Below are 18,173 nucleotides of genomic sequence, written 5' to 3' on the forward strand. Positions count from 1 at the left end.
TTGGCCGGTTTTTTTGTTCTTACGCGCGCTGGTTCAGGCAATCGCCTGGTCGATCATGGTCACCATCGATGCCTCGACCGACGTGGCAATTTCCGCGAGTGTCTGATCGTCGCTTAATACGTTCAGAATGCTGGCCGGACTCATCATGGACACGATAATGCCGCCATCACGCTCATAAACAGCGATCCGGCAGGGAAGGGCGTTTGCGAGACTGATCTGGATGGTGAGCACTTCCTTGGCGCGTTTCGGGTTGCAGACCTCGAAGACGCGACAAGCCGGATCGAAGGGGATCCCTTTGCCCTCCAGCGTATTCTTGATGTCGTGCACATGAAGTACGCCGAAACCATTGGCCTTGACTGCCTCGGTCAGGCGCTGGCAGGTGGTCTCCAGGTCGTAAGGGCTTTTCTTCTCGATCAGCATGGGGTGCTCCTTCGGGTAGTAAGTGAGAGGTGGAATGATGGAACGCTTCTGTGAGGAAATAGTAAATGGGCGGATACATTCGGTTGTTATTTGTTGCCGCCTTTGTCAGACTCTATCAGCTAAGTAAAGTTTTATACATCAATCGGAGTTGCTCATGATCGTAGATCGTTTGAATCGTTCCTTCCATAAAACGGCCCTGGCGCTCGGTATCGCCTGCGCATCCTGGATGGGCGTCGCCGCAGCCGCCGATGACAGTGCTTCCGGAGCCGCCACGCCGCCACCCGCCGCCGCGCAGCAGGTGGCGCCTCAGTTGAGCCCCGAGCAGATGAAGCTGATGAACGAGTTCAAGGCCACGCATGAAGAAATTGGTGCTATCGAGCAGCAGCTGCAGGCGATCGAGGAGAAGGCCTACAAGAAGAATCCCCGTCTCGGGAAGGATCGCGATTCCCTGCGCGATGACATCAAGTCAGCCATGTCCGACAAGGACTACGATGCACAGGCCAAGTACGATGAGCTGAAGTCGATGGTCACTAAGATCCAGTCGATGCAGGATTCCGATCCCGAGAAAATGAAAGAAATCCAGAAATTCCGTGCTGGGCAGCAGGAGTTCGAACAGCGTCAAGAGCGTGCCTTCCAGGATCCCAAGATCCAGAAGAAGTCCGAGAAACTGCGCAATGATGTTCGTGCGGAAATGATCAAGGTCGATCCGAAGTCGAAGAAGCTGTTTGCCGATCTCGACAAGGACGAGCAGAAAATGCGCGACCTACAGCAGCAGGCGATGAAAATGCATGGCAACATGCAGAGCGCGCCAGCAGGCCAATAATTGAACGGCGTCATGCGCCTTGGCGCGTGAAGTGGACAGCCCGGCTTAGGCCGGGTTTTTTTGTGCCCTCACATTGCTGAATTATCAGTCCGCGTCCTGAAGGATAAGCTGTTCGCGCAGCTTCTGGATCTGGTCGCGGATCTGGGCGGCCTGTTCGAATTCGAGGTCGCGCGCGGCCTGGTACATCTCGGCCTCCAATCCCTTGATCGTGCGCAGGGTCTGTTCCGGTGACTGGTATGCGCCGCTGGTTTCGGCGACACCTCGTGTACGGGATTGACCGCGCGCGGCCGGTTTGGCGCCGGGGATGCGATCCTCGCCGGATTCCAGAATGTCCCGAATCCGCTTTGTGATACCCGTCGGCGTGATGCCCTGCTCGCGATTGAACTGCATCTGCTTTTCCCGGCGCCGCTCCGTTTCGTCAATCGCCTTGCGCATGGCATCGGTCACCCGGTCGGCATAAAGAATCGCCTTGCCATGCAGATTCCGCGCGGCCCGGCCGATGGTCTGGATCAACGAGCGTTCCGAACGAAGGAATCCTTCCTTGTCCGCGTCGAAAATGGCAACCAGGGACACCTCCGGGATATCCAGGCCTTCGCGCAGCAGGTTGATGCCGATGAGGGCGTCGAAATGCCCCAGCCGAAGATCGCGGATGATTTCGACGCGTTCCACCGTGTCGACGTCGGAGTGTAGATAGCGCACGCGTACGCCGTGCTCGGACAGATAGTCCGTGAGGTCTTCGGCCATGCGCTTGGTCAACGTCGTGATGAGGACGCGTTCCTCTTTCTCCGCGCGTTGGGTGATTTCCGACAGGACATCGTCCACCTGGCTGGCCACCGGGCGGATCTCGATCTCGGGATCGATGAGCCCCGTGGGGCGAACCACCTGTTCGACGACCTGGGCCGCGTGCGCGTCCTCGTAGGGGCCGGGGGTGGCGGATACGTGAATGGTCTGCGGCATCATCCGTTCGAACTCCGCGAACTGCAGCGGTCGATTGTCGAGGGCGGAGGGGAGTCGGAAACCGAAGTTCACGAGGGTTTCCTTGCGGGAGCGGTCCCCCTTGTACATGGCGCCGAGTTGGGGGACGGTCACGTGCGATTCGTCGATGACCAGCAGGGCGTCGGGCGGCAGGTAGTCGTACAGGCATGGGGGTGGTTCGCCGGGTGCCCGGCCCGACAGGTAGCGGGAGTAGTTCTCGATGCCGTTGCAGTAGCCGAGTTCGCGGATCATCTCGATGTCGAATCGGGTTCGTTGCGCCAACCGCTGGGCCTCGACGAGCTTGTTTTCCGCCTCGAGCACCTTGAGGCGATCGTCCAGTTCGGTCTTGATCAGTTCGACCGCCGTCAGCAGCTGGTCGCGCGGCGTCACATAGTGGGATGACGGATAGACCGTGTATCGTGGAATGCGTCGGCGCGTGGCCCCGGTCAGCGGATCGAACAGCGTGATCTGTTCGATCTCATTGTCGAACAGCTCGATCCGGACGCCCTCGTCATCCGATTCTGCGGGATGGATATCGATGACGTCGCCGCGAACCCGATAGGTGCCCCGGCGGAAGTCCATGTCGTTTCGGGTGTATTGCATTTCCGCCAGCCGGCGCAGAATCTGCCGCTGGTCCGCCTTCTCGCCGCGCACGAGATGCAGGATCATCTTCAGGTAGGCATTGGGGTCGCCGAGCCCGTAGATCGACGAGACCGTGGCGACGATAATGACGTCGCGGCGTTCGAGCAGTGCCTTGGTGGCGGAGAGTCGCATCTGTTCGATATGTTCGTTGACCGAGGCGTCCTTCTCGATGAAGGTGTCGGAGGCCGGGACATAGGCTTCCGGCTGATAGTAGTCGTAGTAGGAGACGAAGTATTCCACCGCATTCCGGGGGAAGAAGCCCTTGAGCTCGCCATACAGCTGGGCGGCGAGCGTCTTGTTGGGGGCGAGGACCAGGGCGGGGCGCTGCACGCGGTCGATGACGTTGGCGATCGTGAACGTCTTGCCCGAGCCGGTCACGCCCAGCAGCGTCTGTTGCGCCAGTCCATCGCTCAGCCCTTCGGTCAGTTGGGCGATGGCGGTGGGCTGGTCGCCGGCGGGTTGATAATCGGTAACGAGCTGGAAGTGCGACTCTTGCATTTGGTCGTCAGTATAGTGCATGGCGCATCGGCAATCTGATTCGATTGGCTTTTTATGCTAAATTGAACGGGTTGTGCGGCGGGCGGATCGATCCGGTATTGCGCGCAGCCCTGCGCCCCGGCTGTATTGAACATGCCGAGCGATGCGCATAATGGCCAATTTCAGAGCCTAATTTTCAGAATTTCCCAAGCATAAGGTTTCCATGACCCAAGAGACGGTAGTAGATCCGAACGCGGCCCTCGAGGCTGAGAAGTACGACAATCCGGTGGCCAGTCGCGAGTTCATTTTGCAGGTGTTGACCGAGCATGATGGCCCGCTGACGCTGAACCGGATGATCAGCCAGCTCGAGTACGATGGCGACGAGGAGCGTATCGAAGGGCTCACGCGACGGTTGCGGGCCATGGAGCGTGATGGCCAGGTGATCCGCAACCGCCGTGGCGGTTATGTGCCGGTCACCCAGACCGAGCTGGTTCGCGGCCGGGTCCTGGGTCATCGTGACGGCTTCGGTTTCCTGGTGCCCGACGATGGCGGCGATGATGTCTTCCTGTCGCCCCGTGTGATGCGCGCCCTGCTCAACGGCGACCGCGCCGTCGTCCAGGTGACGGGGGTCGATCGCCGGGGTCGCCGCGAGGGCAATCTCGTCGAGGTGATCGAACGAGCAAATGCCGAGATCGTCGGTCGCCTCGTGCTTGAGGCGGGGATTGCTTTCGTGGTCCCGGATCACGCGCGCATGACCCAGGATGTTCTGGTGCCGATGACCGACTTGAATGGTGCGCGGGACGGGCAGATCGTGCGCGTGGCCCTGGTCGAACAGCCGACCTTGCGCCACAAGCCGGTGGGCAAGATCGTCGAGGTGCTGGGCGATCACATGTCGCCCGGCATGGAGATCGATGTCGCCATCCGTTCCCATGGTATTCCGCACGAGTGGCCGGAAGCCGTACTGGAAGCGATCGACGGCATGAGCGATCAGGTCAGCGAGGCCGACAAGGTTGGCCGGATCGATCTGCGGCATCTGCCGCTCGTCACCATCGACGGCGCCGATTCCAAGGATTTCGACGATGCCGTGTACTGCCAGCCGACGGAAGCGGGTTTCCGGGTGCTGGTCGCGATCGCGGACGTCAGTCACTACGTGCGCGTCGGTACGGCACTCGACCGTGAAGGGTTCTGCCGGGCGACGTCCGTCTATTTCCCGGGCCGCGTCGTGCCGATGCTGCCGGAAATCCTGTCCAATGGCCTGTGCTCGCTGAATCCCGAAGTGGATCGGCTTTGCCTCTGTGCGGACATGCAGATCGATCGCGAGGGGCGGCTCGTCCAGTACCGGTTCTTCGAGGGCGTGATGCGCTCCGCGGCGCGACTAACTTACGACACCGTCGCCCAGATCCTGGTGACCCGTGACGAGGAAGCGCGCGGCGCCCACGCGCATCTGCTCGATCCGCTGGAATCCCTGTATGCGGTCTATCACGTGCTGCGCGCCCAGCGAGAGCAGCGGGGCGCCATCGATTTCGATACCGTCGAAACGCGCATCGTGTTTGGCGAAGGCCGCAAGATCGAGGCGATCGTGCCCTACGAGCGCAATGATGCCCACAAGATCATCGAGGAGTGCATGATCGCCGCGAACGTGGCGGCCGGACGTTTCGTCGCCGAGCAGAAGATTCCCGCCCTGTATCGCGTGCACGATCGGCCGACAGCGGAGAAGCTGACGGATCTGCGTGCCATGCTGGCCGAGAAGGGCCTGGGTTTGGGCGGCGGCGATGAACCGACGCCGCGCCATTTCAACGAGCTGTTGTCCGCTGCCCAGCTTCGCCCGGATTTCCCGATCATCCAGACCATGATCCTGCGCTCTCTGCGCCAGGCCGTCTACGCCCCGGAGAACCTCGGGCACTTCGGTTTGGCGCACGAGCACTATGCGCATTTCACCTCACCCATCCGCCGTTATCCGGATCTGATGGTGCACCGGGCGATCCGTCACGTGCTGAGAACCGGCGGTGCCGGGCGCTTCCCCTATTCGCACGACGAGATGGTGATCATTGGTGAGCACTGCTCCAACAACGAGCGCCGTGCCGACGAGGCGACGCGCGATGCGACCGATTGGCTCAAGTGCGAGTTCATGCTGGACAAGGTGGGTGAGGTCTATGCCGGACGCGTGTCTTCGGTATTGGGCTTTGGGCTGTTCATCGAGCTGAAGGAGTTCTTCGTCGAAGGGCTGCTGCACATTACGGCGCTGACCAAGGACTACTACCTGTTCGATCCTGTCACGCTGTCGCTGCGCGGTGAACGGACCGGGCGCGTCTATGCCCTGAACGACGAAATCCGCGTGCGGGTGGCGCGGGTGGACCTCGACGAACGCAAGATCGATTTCGTGTTGCCGGACGATGAGGAGGCCATGGAGGAGATTGAGGCGCAGGATGCCGATGTCGACGCGGAAACCGACGGCGATGGCGAGCAGGATCCGGCCAAGAAGAAGCGCAAGCCCCGCCGCCGCCGGCGCCGCAAGCCGGCTTCCGCAGACGGGGAAGGTGGATCGGACACGGAAGCCGGCAACGATGACGCGGGCGACTCGGCGTCCGATGTCGAGGCGCCGGAGAGCCGGCGCGATCCCGAATCGCACTGACCATGGCGGGCGGTAAACCTCGGCAGACGGCAGACTGGCTGGCCGGATTTCACGCCGTCGAAGCCGCGCTGCGGCACGATGGCGAGCGCGTGCAGGAAGTGATCTTCGAATTGGGGCGTCAGGACAAGCGCGCACAGCAGTTGCGGGAACTGGCCGCCGAGGTCGGGGTCGCCTACCGGGATGCGCCGGCGACCTATTTCGCCGAGCGGGTGCGGGCGGATCGCGAGCTGGGGCGCCATCAGGGCGTGCTGGCCAAGTATCTGCCGGCACCGGCCGGAGACGAGCACGATCTCCTCGCCTTGCTCGATGGGCTCCGGGAACCCGCGTTCCTGCTGGTGCTCGACGGTGTCACCGATCCGCATAACCTCGGCGCCTGCCTGCGCAGCGCCGAGGCGGCGGGGGTCCATGCGGTGATCGTCCCGCGCGATCGCGCCGTCGGTCTCACGCCCACCGTCCGCAAGGCCGCCTCTGGCGCGGCGGAGCGACTCCCCTTCATCCAGGTGACCAACCTGGCCCGGACGCTGGCCGCCTTGAAGGAGCGATTCATCTGGATCGTGGGTGCGGCGGGTGGTGGTATGGTGAGCTTGTACGAGTCCGACTTCGCCACCGAGTCCGTTGCGCTCGTGATGGGCAGCGAAGGCGAGGGCATGCGCCGCCTGACGCAGGAACACTGCGATCAGCTGATCTATATTCCCATGGCCGCCCCGGTCGAGAGTCTGAACGTCTCCGTAGCGGCGGCGGTCTGTCTGTTCGAGTTCCGCCGTCGTCGCGATGCGCCCGGGGTGCTATCGGAGCAGCCCCGAGTTCGCTAGAATAATCGGCTGTTTTATCATTTTGGTAGCGATGGCTTTTCGGCCGTCCCAAGTTTCATCCGCGGCGGCTTTCCGGCCGCCGCAAGGTGATCGTTGTTCAGGAGCGTTGTGCGATCATGATCCTTTCAGACCGGGTGCGCCGTGTGCGCCCATCCCCGACCCTCGCGGTCACGGCTAAAGCCGCTGAATTGCAGGCCCAGGGCCGCAATATCATCAGCCTCGGTGCCGGCGAGCCGGATTTCGACACGCCCGAGCACATTCGGGCGGCGGCGATCGCGGCCATCGATGCGGGGTTCACGCGATACACCGCCGTGGAGGGGATTCTGAGCCTGCGTCAGGCGATCGCCAAGCGCCTGCGCGAGGATCAGGGGCTGGAATACACCCCGGACGAAATCATCGTATCGACCGGCGGCAAGCAGAGCATCTACAACCTGTTTCAGGCCGTGCTGAATCCGGATGACGAGGTCATCGTCATTGCGCCCTACTGGGTCTCCTACCCGGATATGGTTCGTCTGGCGGGCGGCGAAGCCGTGATCGTCCTGGCGGGGCAGTCCCAGGGCTTCAAGGTGACGCCGGCGCAGCTGGCCTCGGCCATCACCGAAAAAACCCGCGTCATCGTGCTCAACAGCCCTTCAAACCCGACCGGTGTGGCCTATACCCGTGAGGATTGGCTGGCAATCGCCGAGGTGCTGCGGGCGCATCCCCGCGTGCTCATCGCCACCGACGACATGTACGAGAAAATCCTGTGGGCGGATGAGCCCTTCTCGAACATCGCCATGGTCGCGCCGGATCTGCTGCCACGCATCATGATCCTCAACGGCGTGAGCAAGGCCTACGCCATGACCGGTTGGCGCATCGGCTATGCGGCCGGTCCGGCGCCGATCATCAAGGCGATGAAGGTGATCCAGTCGCAGAGCACGTCCGGCGCCTGCTCGATTGCCCAGGTGGCCGCTCAGGAAGCGATCGAAGGCGACCAGTCTGACATCGCGCGCATGGTCAAGTCCTTCCAGGCGCGCCACGACTTCGTGGTGGCCCGGCTCAACGAGATTCCCGATGTGGTCTGCCTGCCGAGCCAGGGGGCCTTCTACAGCTTCCCGGACGTGAGTGGCGTGATCAAGCGGATGGGGTTGGCCGACGACGTGGCCCTCACCGAACTGCTGTTGGAACAGGGTGGCGTCGCCGTCGTACCGGGCACTGCGTTCGGTGCGCCCGGCCATGTGCGCCTGAGCTATGCCACGAGCATGGCGGATCTGGAAGAAGCCCTGCGGCGCATGGCCGAGGTCATGGGCGGCTGAGATGCCCTGTCGGCCTGAGCCGGTCCGCGCGCGGTACGGCCGGTTCGTGTCCGACAAACCCGAAGAACACGATAAGCCATGATGAGGATGCGCAATGGATGAGAATCGCAAGAAGGCCCTGACCGCCGCATTGACCCAGATCGAGCGGCAGTTCGGCAAGGGCGCCGTGATGCGGATGAACGATACGGCCGGCGTCGACGTCCCCGTGGTCAGCACGGGGTCGATCGCGCTGGACGCCGCACTTGGCATCGGCGGCCTGCCGCGGGGGCGGGTGATCGAGATCTATGGCCCGGAATCCTCGGGCAAGACGACCCTCACTCTGCAGGTCATCGCCCAGGCGCAGAAAACCGGCGGCGTCTGCGCCTTCGTGGATGCCGAGCATGCCCTGGACCCCACTTATGCCCAGAAGCTCGGCGTGAATGTCGATGATCTGCTGGTCAGTCAGCCGGATACCGGTGAGCAGGCGCTTGAAATTGCGGACATGCTCGTGCGTTCGGGCGCGGTCGACGTCGTGGTGATCGACTCGGTGGCCGCCCTGGTGCCCAAGGCCGAGATTGAGGGCGAGATGGGCGACTCCCACGTGGGTCTTCAGGCGCGACTGATGAGTCAGGCCCTGCGCAAGCTCACCGGCAACATCAAGCGCACCAACTGCATGGTGATCTTCATCAACCAGATCCGCATGAAGATCGGTGTCAGCTACGGCAGTCCGGAAACCACCACCGGCGGCAACGCCCTGAAGTTCTACTCGTCCGTCCGTCTGGACATCCGTCGTATCGGGGCGGTGAAGAAGGGCGAGGAGATCATCGGCAACCAGACGCGGATCAAGGTAGTCAAGAACAAGATGGCGCCGCCGTTCAAGGTCGTCGACGTCGATATCCTGTATGGCGAGGGTATTTCCCGCCTCATGGAGCTGATCGACATGGCCACCCAGCATGGTCTGATCCAGAAGGCGGGCGCCTGGTATTCCTGTGGCGACATCCGCCTCGGCCAGGGCAAGGATAACGCGCGTCAGTACTTCGTGGAGCACCCGGAGCTGGCCGACGAGATCGAGGCCAAGCTGCGCGCGCAGATGCATGCAACCGGCGGCTCGGGCCGCAATGCGCCCGCAAACGATGATGATCTGCCGCCCTCGGACGATTGATCGGGCGGATTGTCCGCGCTGATCGCCGCCACAGGTGTCGATGTATCGTAAAACCGGGGAGCCGGATGATCAGCGGCAGGCCGAGAAGATCGCTTTGGGCCTGCTGGCCCGCCGCGAACACAGCCGACTCGAATTGCAGACAAAGCTGCGTCAGCGCGGCTTCGAACGAAGCTGCATCGATCCGGTGCTCGATCGACTGGTCGAGCAGGGCTGGCAGTCCGATGTCCGTTATGCCGAAAGCTACCTGCGGATGCGGGTCGATCGGGGCTACGGCTTGGCTGCGATCGAGGCGGAGTTGCGCCAGCGTGGCGTCGATCCGTCGCTGATCCATCGCTCCGTGGCCGCAGCCGAAGTCGATTGGCTAGCCTGTGCACAGCGGCAGGTCCGCCGTCATTTCCAGATCCCGCCCGAAGATGCCGCCGAAAAGCTTCGGCGGTATCGGCATCTGCTGAACCGGGGGTTTTCTCCGGACGAGGCGAGTTCCGCCAGCGCAGCGTGGGCGGAGGATCCCGTCGATCCGACCTGAGCGCCGACCGACTTTCTCCCGTTCCCCGTTCCGTTTCCTGTCGATGCCGCCTGAGATCGTCGTCCCGGTGGATTCTTTCCGGCCGACTTTCCGTTAAACTCAGCAGCATTTGACATTCAATTTTTATCCGTGACACCCTTATGAAAACCACTGCCGAACTGCGTACCGCGTTTCTGGAATATTTCCATGCCCATGGCCATGAAATCGTGCCGTCCTCCTCCCTGATTCCTGCGCACGATCCGACCCTGCTGTTTACCAATGCCGGCATGGTTCAGTTCAAGGACGCGTTTCTGGGACTGGAGCAGCGGAGCAATCCGCGGGCCGTGTCCTGCCAGCGGTGCGTCCGGGCGGGCGGCAAGCACAACGATCTGGAGAACGTCGGCTACACGGCGCGCCATCACACCTTCTTCGAGATGCTGGGCAATTTCAGTTTCGGCGACTACTTCAAGGCCGAGGCGATCCGCTTCGGTTGGGAATTCCTGACCCAGACCCTCAAGCTGCCGACTGAGCGTCTGCTGGTTACGGTCTACCACACCGATGACGAGGCTTTTGCCCTGTGGCGGGACGAGATCGGCGTACCGGCCGATCGGGTGCTGCGCATCGGCGACAAGCCGTCGGGCGGCTCCGACAACTTCTGGCAGATGGGCGATACCGGCCCCTGCGGCCCGTGTACGGAGATTTTCTACGATCATGGTGCGCACATTCCGGGCGGCCCGCCGGGCTCGCCGGAGGAAGACGGCGATCGTTTCATCGAGATCTGGAACATCGTGTTCATGCAGTACGACCGTTCCTCGGACGGGCAACTGCATCCGCTGCCGAAACCGTCCGTGGACACCGGGATGGGTATCGAGCGACTGGCGGCGATCCTGCAGGGCGTGCACAGCAATTACGAGATCGATCTGTTCCGACATCTGATCGGCGCCGCCCAGGCGATCACGGGTGCGGCGGATGCTCAGTCGAGTTCCCTGAAGGTGCTGGCGGACCATATCCGCTCCTGCGCGTTTCTGATCGTGGACGGCGTGCGTCCCGGCAACGAGGGGCGCGACTATGTGCTCCGTCGGATCATCCGCCGTGCGGCGCGTCACGGGCACAAGCTGGGTGTCGACGAACCGTTCTTCTACCGTCTGGTGCAGCCGCTCGTTGCCGTGATGGGTGAGGCGTATCCGGAACTGACTGCCGTCCAGGAAGAGGTGGCGCGGGTGCTGCGCGTTGAGGAAGAGCGCTTCCTGCAAACATTGGCTTCGGGCATGCAGGTGCTGGACAGCGAACTGACGAATCTGCCCGCTAACGGAGAAATTCCGGGCGATGTGATCTTCAAGCTGTACGACACCCACGGCTTCCCGTTCGATCTGACGGCGGACATCGCTCGGGAGCGGGGCATGACCGTTGACGTGGCCGGCTTCGAGCACGCGATGGCGGAGCGGCGTGCCCAGTCGCGGGCGGCCAGCCAGTTCGCGCAGCATGTTCAGGCCGTCGAGGTCGCGAGCGCGACCTGTTTCGAAGGGTATGCCCAGGAGTCGGGCGAGGGCGAGGTGCAGGCCCTGGTCCATGACGGCGAGGCGGTGATGGCGTTGGAGGCCGGGCAGAGTGGCGCCCTGGTGCTGGATCGGACGCCGTTCTATGCGGAATCCGGCGGTCAGGTCGGCGATACCGGCGTGATCACGGTCGGTGGCGGTCGATTCGTGGTGACCGACACCCAGAAGCAGGGAACGAGTTTCCTGCACTACGGAGAGGTGATCGAAGGTCGCGTCGTGGTGGGTGATGCGGCGCGGGGCGAGGTCGATCACGAACGTCGGGCGGCCATCCGGCTCAACCATTCGGCGACGCACCTGTTGCATGCGGCCTTGCGCCAGGTGCTGGGCACCCATGTCCAGCAGAAAGGCTCGCGCGTCAGTGCGGAGTCTCTGCGCTTCGATTTCTCGCAACCGGAGCCGATTTCGTCCGAGCAACTGCGGGAAATTGAACGAATCGTGAATGCGCAGATCAGAGAGAACCATCCTGTCGAAACACGGGAAATGGCCATCGACGAGGCTCGGACCGCAGGTGCGATGGCCCTGTTCGGCGAAAAATACGGCGACGTCGTGCGCGTGGTCTCCATGGGGCCGTTCTCGATGGAACTGTGCGGCGGCATTCATGCGCGACGCGGCGGCGATATCGGTCTGTTCAAGATCGTCAGCGAGGGCGGCGTGGCGTCGGGTGTTCGCCGCATCGAGGCGGTCACCGGGGCGGCGGCGCTGGCCGTGCTTGAGGATACGGATGCGGCGCTGGCGGAGATCGCGGGCCTCGTGAAGGGATCACGGCAGGATGCGGTCAGCCGGGTGACCCAGATGATGGAGCGCAGCCGCCAGCTGGAGCGGGAGCTGGCCGAGATCAAGGGCAAGCTGGCCGCACAGGCGGGTGGTGACCTGGTCGCCCAGGCTGAATCCGTCGGCGATGCGAAGATTCTTGTGGCGGAGCTGCCGGGCGCAGATGTGCCGACGCTGCGCGATACCGTCGATCAGTTGAAGAACAAGCTCGGTCGCGCCGCCGTTCTGCTGGCCAGCGTGGAGGACGGCAAGGTGCGTCTGATTGCCGGCGTGAGCAAGGATCTGACCGGGACGATCAAGGCTGGTGATCTTGTCAACGTCGCGGCCGCGCCCGTCGGCGGCAAGGGGGGCGGTCGTCCCGATATGGCTCAGGCGGGTGGTACTCAGCCCGACCAGCTGTCGACCGCGCTAACGGATGCCGCGTCCTGGTTGCGACAGCAGTTGGCCTGATTCGCGCCGACCGGCGCTTGGTTCGCGCTGTTTCCGCTCCCCATGGCGCTCCTTGTGGGCGTGATGGGGTTTTTCATTGTCAGCGCGTGCAAATCGCGTTGAAATTGATTAGAATGCTCGGCTATTTTTTACGGGCTCGATACAAATTTGTCGATCGTCGCATCGAAGGACGAGGCGAAGAGGTGATCGGGTCGTTCTGAAATAATTGCAGGAAGGTCATGGCCTTAATCGTTCAAAAATATGGTGGGACTTCGGTCGGTAGCGTGGAACGGATCGGTGCGGTCGCGGATCGCGTGATTCGTGCGCGTCAGGCAGGCGACGATGTCGTTGTCGTGGTTTCGGCAATGAGCGGAGAAACCAACCGTTTGATCGATCTGGCCAAGCAAATCCAGGAGCGTCCCTGCGAGCGGGAACTGGATTCGCTGATCGCAACCGGCGAGCAGGTGACGACGGCGCTGCTGTCGATGGCGCTGCAGAAGCGCGGACAAAAGGCGCGTTCCTATACCGGCGCCCAGGTCAAGATCCTGACGGACAGCGCGTTCAACAAGGCGCGGATTCAGTCCATCGATACGCATGTCATCACCGACGATCTCAAGGCGGGTCGGGTAGTGGTGGTTGCCGGGTTTCAGGGCGTGAACGCCAACGGTGACATCACGACGCTCGGCCGGGGCGGTTCGGATACCTCCGCCGTAGCTCTCGCGGCAGCGCTGAACGCGGACGAGTGCCAGATCTACACCGATGTGGATGGGGTATACACCACCGATCCGCGGGTTGAACCGCGCGCGCGACGTCTTGATCAGATCACCTTCGAGGAGATGCTGGAAATGGCCAGCCTCGGGTCGAAGGTGCTGCAGATCCGTTCCGTGGAATTCGCGGGCAAATACAATGTTCCGTTGCGGGTGCTGTCGTCTTTTGCAGATGGCCCCGGCACGTTGATTACTTTGGAGGATGAGGTTGTGGAACAGGCGGTCATTTCAGGCATTGCCTTCAATCGTGACGAGGCTCAATTGACCGTGAACGGCGTACCGGACAGCCCGGGGGTCGCGTATTCGATCCTGGGTCCCGTGGCCGAGTCCAATATCGAAGTGGACATGGTGTTGCAGAACACCGGTCGCGACGGTACCACCGATTTCACGTTCACCGTTCAGCATGTCGACTACGAAAAGGCACTGGGTATCGTGCGCGAGCAGGCGGAAAAGCTCGGTGCGCGCGAGGTGTCCGGCAATACCAAGATCGTCAAGATCTCCCTGGTCGGCGTCGGCATGCGTTCCCATGCCGGCATCGCCGCCAAGATGTTCAAGGTGCTGGCCGACGAGCAGATCAATATCCGCATGATCTCGACATCGGAGATCAAGATTTCTGTCGTGGTGGACGACAAATATCTGGAACTGGCCGTGCGGAGTTTGCACGAGGCCTTTGAATTAGATGCACCAATCGCTTCGATCGGCTAGATTATCCTTACGATCGTCAAATAAATGAAATATTCAGATCTGTGCCCGAAGAAGCGGACGGTCTCGAAATAAGGAGTGTTGACTCATGTTGATTCTTACGCGTCGTATCGGTGAGGTTTTACGGGTTGGGGACGATGTGTCCATCACGGTTCTGGGCATCAAGGGCAATCAGGTCCGGATCGGGATCGATGCCCCCAAGGACGTTTCCGTGCACCGTGAAGAAATCTATCAGCGTATCAAGAGCGAAGGTCCGGGCGCCGAAGGTCAGATGCACCCGGCCACCCATGGCGATCACGGGGACGACTACTGACAGCACGCTCGGCGTGAACGAGATCAACGAAGCCGGCGATGAGTCGGCTTTTTTCTGCAAACGAAAGGGAATAATTAACGATGTCACCCTCACTGGTTAGCGCGCTCGATGTACTGTTCGTGCTGATGGGCGCTGCCATGGTCCTGGCCATGCATGCCGGATTCGCCTTTTTGGAAGTCGGTACCGTCCGCCGCAAGAATCAGGTCAACGCGCTGGTCAAGATCATGGCCGACTTCGCGGTTTCCACCATCGCCTATTTTTTCATCGGCTACACCGTCGCCTACCACATCGGCTTCTGGGATTCGGCCAGCCAACTCACGACCGAACATGGTTATCAGCTGGTCAAATTCTTCTTTCTGCTGACCTTCGCCGCCGCCATTCCCGCCATCATTTCCGGCGGTATCGCCGAGCGGGCACGCTTCTATCCGCAACTGGTGGCGACCTTCCTGATCGTCTCGTTTATTTATCCGTTCTACGAAGGGTTGTCCTGGAACAATAACTTCGGCTTTCAGGATTGGCTGACCCATACGTTTGGTGCCGGGTTCCACGACTTTGCCGGCTCCATGGTCGTGCACGGAATGGGGGGATGGATCGCCCTGGCCGCCGTCTGGCTGCTGGGTCCCCGCCACGGTCGCTATGGCCACAACGGCGAGATCTTCGCCCACCCGCCCTCGAATATTCCGTTCCTGGCGCTGGGTTCCTGGGTGCTGACGGTCGGCTGGTTCGGCTTCAACGTCATGTCCGCGCAGCACATCGATGGAATTTCCGGGCTTGTTGCCGTCAACTCACTGATGGCGATGGTCGGCGGTATTCTTGCCGCACTGGTTGTCGGACGGAATGACCCCGGTTTTCTGCATAACGGACCGTTGGCCGGTCTGGTTGCCGTCTGTGCAGGTTCGGATGTCATGCACCCCATGGGCGCCCTGGTCACCGGACTGGTTGCTGGCGCCCTGTTCGTCTGGCTGTTCACCTTCGTGCAAAACCGACTGAAGATTGACGACGTGCTCGGGGTGTGGTCACTGCATGGTGTATGCGGGGTCTGGGGGGCGATTGCGGCCGGTATCTTCGGGCTCAAGGCCCTGGGCGGACTGGGTGGCGTGAGCATGGGTGCTCAGCTGACCGGAACGGTCGTGGGTATCGGCATTGCGGTTCTGGCCGGTGCGGTGGTGTACGGACTCCTCAAGGCGTTTGTCGGTATCCGATTGACGGAAGAACAGGAGTACGAAGGGGCCGATCTCAGCATCCATCGTATTTCGGCTACCCCTAAATACGATCAGTAAGGCGGGCGGACCGGCCTGCAGCATTGCTTTGTGCGGGTCATCCCGCTAGAATGCAGCGCCTGTGGAGAAATGGCCGAGTGGCTGAAGGCGCACCCCTGCTAAGGGTGTATAGGGGAAACTCTATCGAGGGTTCGAATCCCTCTTTCTCCGCCATCCAATTCGAATTGTTCAACGTCATCAAGGGCGGCTCCATTGTGAGCCGCCCTTTTTGTCGCGCGGGGTTCGGTACGGCGATCGTCCCTTCTGCAGTGTGGGGCACTTTGATGGTTTTTGAACATCAGCGGGTTGTTGCTTCAGATCGCGCCTCGAAGACCCCCGCATAGCGGAACACCTCGCCGAACAGGGGGTGGGTCAACCGGAAGTCCATGCGGAATCGGACGTCATCGATGGCGGTTTCAACGATGGTGGTGTGTCCGAGTACCCAGTTTTCCGGAATCGTCAGTAGCCAGGGTCCGAGTTTCGCCACGAACCGTCTTCCCTGATAGCGCAGTACCCCATCGCGTACCGCCACGACCATCTCTAGACCCAGTACGGGATTGACGAACTCAATGAGCCGATTGCCGCCCGCGTGGATCCAATGGCTATTGAAGCGGCGGATCCGACCGTCGGGATAGGTGATGGTGCGCCGCCAGGACTGTCGTCCGCCCTCGATCTGCTTGTCGACGATGGTTGATAGCTGCTGCCCCGCTCGGTTGACCAGGGCGCCGAAGAGGCTGAGCAGACTGAGATAACCTTGCATGAATCCGGGGTAGGCGATATCCAGGTGACCCACGTCCCTAATCCGTCCGGAGCCGTAATGCGCTTTCAGTGCCGGCGGCAGGGCGTCCCAGTCCGCGCCCAGGGCTTGTTGCATCAATGACGTCATGATTGAGCTCCAATGAGGGGTTTGGCGACCATCAGGATGACGACGAGTACCATCGCGAGGAAGGCGGGCACGCCCAGCCAGAACCACCAGCGGGTGAGGCGCCAGTAGTCGTCTGGGAGCGGCAGTCCTTCGGCCAGTGCAGATTCGGACATCCGACGCATGCGGATCTGCAACCAGACCACGGGTAGCCAGCAACTGCCGGCCAACAGATACAGGCCGAGACTGACCGCCAGCCAGGGCGTGCTCCAGGGCAGGTGAACGAGATGGGCCATCCAGAGCCCGGTGATGGGTTGAATCAGCACTGTCGGGGTGGTGAAGAGCCAGTCTGCCAGAACGACATGACGGTTGGTCACCGCGATGTGCGCGATCTGGCCGCTGCGATCGGCCATCCACTTGTAGAAGGCACTGCCCAGTCCGGTGCCGAAGAGCAGCACCATGCTGAGCAGGTGGAGGGTTTTGAGCAGGGTGTAGGTCATGGATTTGCCTCTCCTTCCTGAACATCGGTCAACGCGTCTCGGGCGTCGGTAAAGAATCCCGCCGGCCAGGGCGCACGCGGTTTTCGCCCCAGAAACTGGGTCCAGGGCCCCGGGTCGCCGAGGTAGCCTGCCTGCAGCATGCGCAGATTGTCGGGGTGCAGCAGGGGGTTCAACCCACGGCCCAGGTAGGCCATGGTCAACGCGAACGGGTAAGGAATACGAAGCAGGCCGGTTGGTGGCAACCCCTGAGCCAGGCGCATCAACTGCAACCAGTCGGCGAAGGAGACCGTTTGCGGCCCCACCAGATCCAGCGTCCGCCGCGTGCTCGACACCGTCAGCCCTTGCACGAGGGTGTCTATGACATCGCTGATGTGCACCGGTTGCAGGTGCTGCTGTCCATCGTCCACGACGGGGAGGCGCGGCAGTCTGGTCAGGCGCAGGAACAGTTCGGCACTGGTGCCTCCTCGGCCATAGATCAGGGCGGGTCGCAGCACCAGCCAGTCCAGATCCAGGCTGCGCAGCGCGTCGTCCGCAGTCCGCTTGCTTCGGTGGTAAGCGGAAAAGGCCGACTCGTTCGCGCCCAGTGCAGAGATATGTACCACGCGACGCACACCCGCCCAGGTACAGGCCTGGAACAGGGCGATCGGCGCCTGCGCATGCAGCGTGGCGAATCGCTGCTGCCTGTCTTGCGCGATGATGCCCACGGCATTGACGACGGCGTCGACCGATTCGAGCAGGGACATCCAGGCTTCCGGGGTGGTCATCCGGGAAACATCGAAGCCATGGCGGCGGGATACCGGTACGATTCGGTGACCTGCCGCCTGCATCACTGCGACAAGATTCCGACCGATAAAGCCGCTGGCGCCTGTCAGCAGCACGTTCATGGCCGCTCTACCGGATTGGCGGGAATCCGTTCGAACCGGCCCAGTCGCTTGCCGACCAGATGCAAAACCCATAGCAGCCCACCCAGGCAGGCGATCAACCCCAACCGCAGGTTGTCGATGGGGTCGCGCCAGGGCGAGAGCAGATCCATCGTGAGGACGAGCAGCAGGGGCGCGAGTACCAGCATGACCTTGGCATAGCGCACCCAGAACAGGACGGCCTGGTCGTCGGGGCAGATGCGGCCCAGGAGGCGCATCAGCGGCTCGGAGAGCACAAACAGTACCGCGAGACTGATGGCCAGACTCGTGAGGACCTCGGCTAGCAAGAGAAGAAGATGATCCATGGCAAAGCTCCTATTCGGTTAAGGGCTCTGCCAGATTGGCGAATCGTGGTGCTGCAAACCTCCCGTC

General features: G+C 62.0%; 16 protein-coding genes and 1 tRNA gene. 11 read left to right on the forward strand and 6 right to left on the reverse strand.

Annotation, left to right across the window (positions count from 1 at the left end; genetic code table 11):
* Positions 1-33: 33 nt before the first annotated feature.
* Positions 34-420: a DUF302 domain-containing protein gene (locus A9404_RS10690; protein ID WP_066101338.1), complete on the reverse strand. Its 387-nt coding sequence runs from the start codon at positions 418-420 to the stop codon at positions 34-36.
* A gap of 154 nt (positions 421-574) precedes the next feature.
* Between A9404_RS10690 and A9404_RS10695 the strand changes: the two genes are divergently transcribed.
* Complete coding sequence (locus tag A9404_RS10695; RefSeq protein WP_066101341.1) at positions 575-1,243, forward strand: hypothetical protein; 669 nt, start codon at positions 575-577, stop codon at positions 1,241-1,243.
* Positions 1,244-1,327: 84 nt separating this feature from the next.
* On the opposite strand, the gene uvrB is transcribed toward A9404_RS10695, so the two are convergent.
* Positions 1,328-3,358 carry an excinuclease ABC subunit UvrB gene (gene uvrB, locus A9404_RS10700; RefSeq protein ID WP_082923040.1) on the reverse strand — a complete coding sequence of 677 codons (2,031 nt, stop codon included), beginning with the start codon at positions 3,356-3,358 and terminating at the stop codon, positions 1,328-1,330.
* A 202-nt stretch (positions 3,359-3,560) separates the two neighbouring features.
* Here uvrB and rnr point away from each other — a divergent pair, with 202 nt between their 5' ends.
* From rnr to A9404_RS10750, 10 genes are all read left to right on the forward strand, one after another.
* Positions 3,561-5,969, forward strand: a complete 2,409-nt coding sequence (gene rnr, locus A9404_RS10705; protein WP_082922916.1) for a ribonuclease R — start codon at positions 3,561-3,563, stop codon at positions 5,967-5,969.
* 2 nt (positions 5,970-5,971) lie between these two features.
* The gene (gene rlmB, locus A9404_RS10710) at positions 5,972-6,781 is read left to right on the forward strand and encodes a 23S rRNA (guanosine(2251)-2'-O)-methyltransferase RlmB (RefSeq protein WP_066101345.1); all 810 of its coding nucleotides are present in this window, start codon (positions 5,972-5,974) and stop codon (positions 6,779-6,781) included.
* 116 nt (positions 6,782-6,897) lie between these two features.
* Positions 6,898-8,076 (forward strand): pyridoxal phosphate-dependent aminotransferase, encoded by a 1,179-nt coding sequence (locus tag A9404_RS10715; protein ID WP_066101347.1) that lies wholly within the window; start codon positions 6,898-6,900, stop codon positions 8,074-8,076.
* A 94-nt stretch (positions 8,077-8,170) separates the two neighbouring features.
* On the forward strand, positions 8,171-9,217 hold the full coding sequence (recA, locus tag A9404_RS10720) for a recombinase RecA (protein WP_066101350.1): 1,047 nt from the start codon (positions 8,171-8,173) through the stop codon (positions 9,215-9,217).
* A gap of 40 nt (positions 9,218-9,257) precedes the next feature.
* Complete coding sequence (locus A9404_RS10725) at positions 9,258-9,743, forward strand: regulatory protein RecX (protein ID WP_066101352.1); 486 nt, start codon at positions 9,258-9,260, stop codon at positions 9,741-9,743.
* Positions 9,744-9,883: 140 nt separating this feature from the next.
* Entirely contained in the window at positions 9,884-12,499 is a 2,616-nt protein-coding gene (alaS, locus tag A9404_RS10730; RefSeq protein ID WP_066101355.1) for an alanine--tRNA ligase, read from the forward strand.
* Between the two features lie 218 nt (positions 12,500-12,717).
* On the forward strand, positions 12,718-13,950 hold the full coding sequence (locus A9404_RS10735; RefSeq protein ID WP_066101358.1) for an aspartate kinase: 1,233 nt from the start codon (positions 12,718-12,720) through the stop codon (positions 13,948-13,950).
* 85 nt (positions 13,951-14,035) lie between these two features.
* The gene (csrA, locus tag A9404_RS10740) at positions 14,036-14,260 is read left to right on the forward strand and encodes a carbon storage regulator CsrA (protein ID WP_066101361.1); all 225 of its coding nucleotides are present in this window, start codon (positions 14,036-14,038) and stop codon (positions 14,258-14,260) included.
* A gap of 80 nt (positions 14,261-14,340) precedes the next feature.
* Positions 14,341-15,540: an ammonium transporter gene (locus tag A9404_RS10745; RefSeq protein WP_066101364.1), complete on the forward strand. Its 1,200-nt coding sequence runs from the start codon at positions 14,341-14,343 to the stop codon at positions 15,538-15,540.
* 63 nt (positions 15,541-15,603) lie between these two features.
* Positions 15,604-15,693 (forward strand) — tRNA-Ser (locus tag A9404_RS10750).
* Positions 15,694-15,817: 124 nt separating this feature from the next.
* Here the strand turns inward: A9404_RS10750 and A9404_RS10755 are convergent.
* Genes A9404_RS10755 through A9404_RS10770 form a run of 4 tightly spaced genes read right to left on the reverse strand, consistent with a single transcriptional unit; the run spans position 15,818 to position 18,106 of the window.
* Entirely contained in the window at positions 15,818-16,405 is a 588-nt protein-coding gene (locus A9404_RS10755; RefSeq protein ID WP_066101367.1) for a DUF4166 domain-containing protein, read from the reverse strand.
* Positions 16,402-16,881: a DUF2269 family protein gene (locus tag A9404_RS10760; RefSeq protein ID WP_066101370.1), complete on the reverse strand. Its 480-nt coding sequence runs from the start codon at positions 16,879-16,881 to the stop codon at positions 16,402-16,404. The genes A9404_RS10755 and A9404_RS10760 overlap by 4 nt, the downstream gene beginning before the upstream one ends.
* Complete coding sequence (locus A9404_RS10765) at positions 16,878-17,765, reverse strand: NAD-dependent epimerase/dehydratase family protein (protein WP_066101373.1); 888 nt, start codon at positions 17,763-17,765, stop codon at positions 16,878-16,880. Before A9404_RS10765 ends, A9404_RS10760 begins: the two co-directional genes overlap by 4 nt.
* A complete protein-coding gene (locus A9404_RS10770) occupies positions 17,762-18,106 on the reverse strand; it encodes a hypothetical protein (RefSeq protein ID WP_066101376.1) in 345 nt (114 codons plus the stop codon). The genes A9404_RS10765 and A9404_RS10770 overlap by 4 nt, the downstream gene beginning before the upstream one ends.
* Positions 18,107-18,173: the final 67 nt, after the last annotated feature.

This window comes from Halothiobacillus diazotrophicus (assembly GCF_001663815.1).
Lineage (GTDB): Bacteria > Pseudomonadota > Gammaproteobacteria > Halothiobacillales > Halothiobacillaceae > Halothiobacillus > Halothiobacillus diazotrophicus.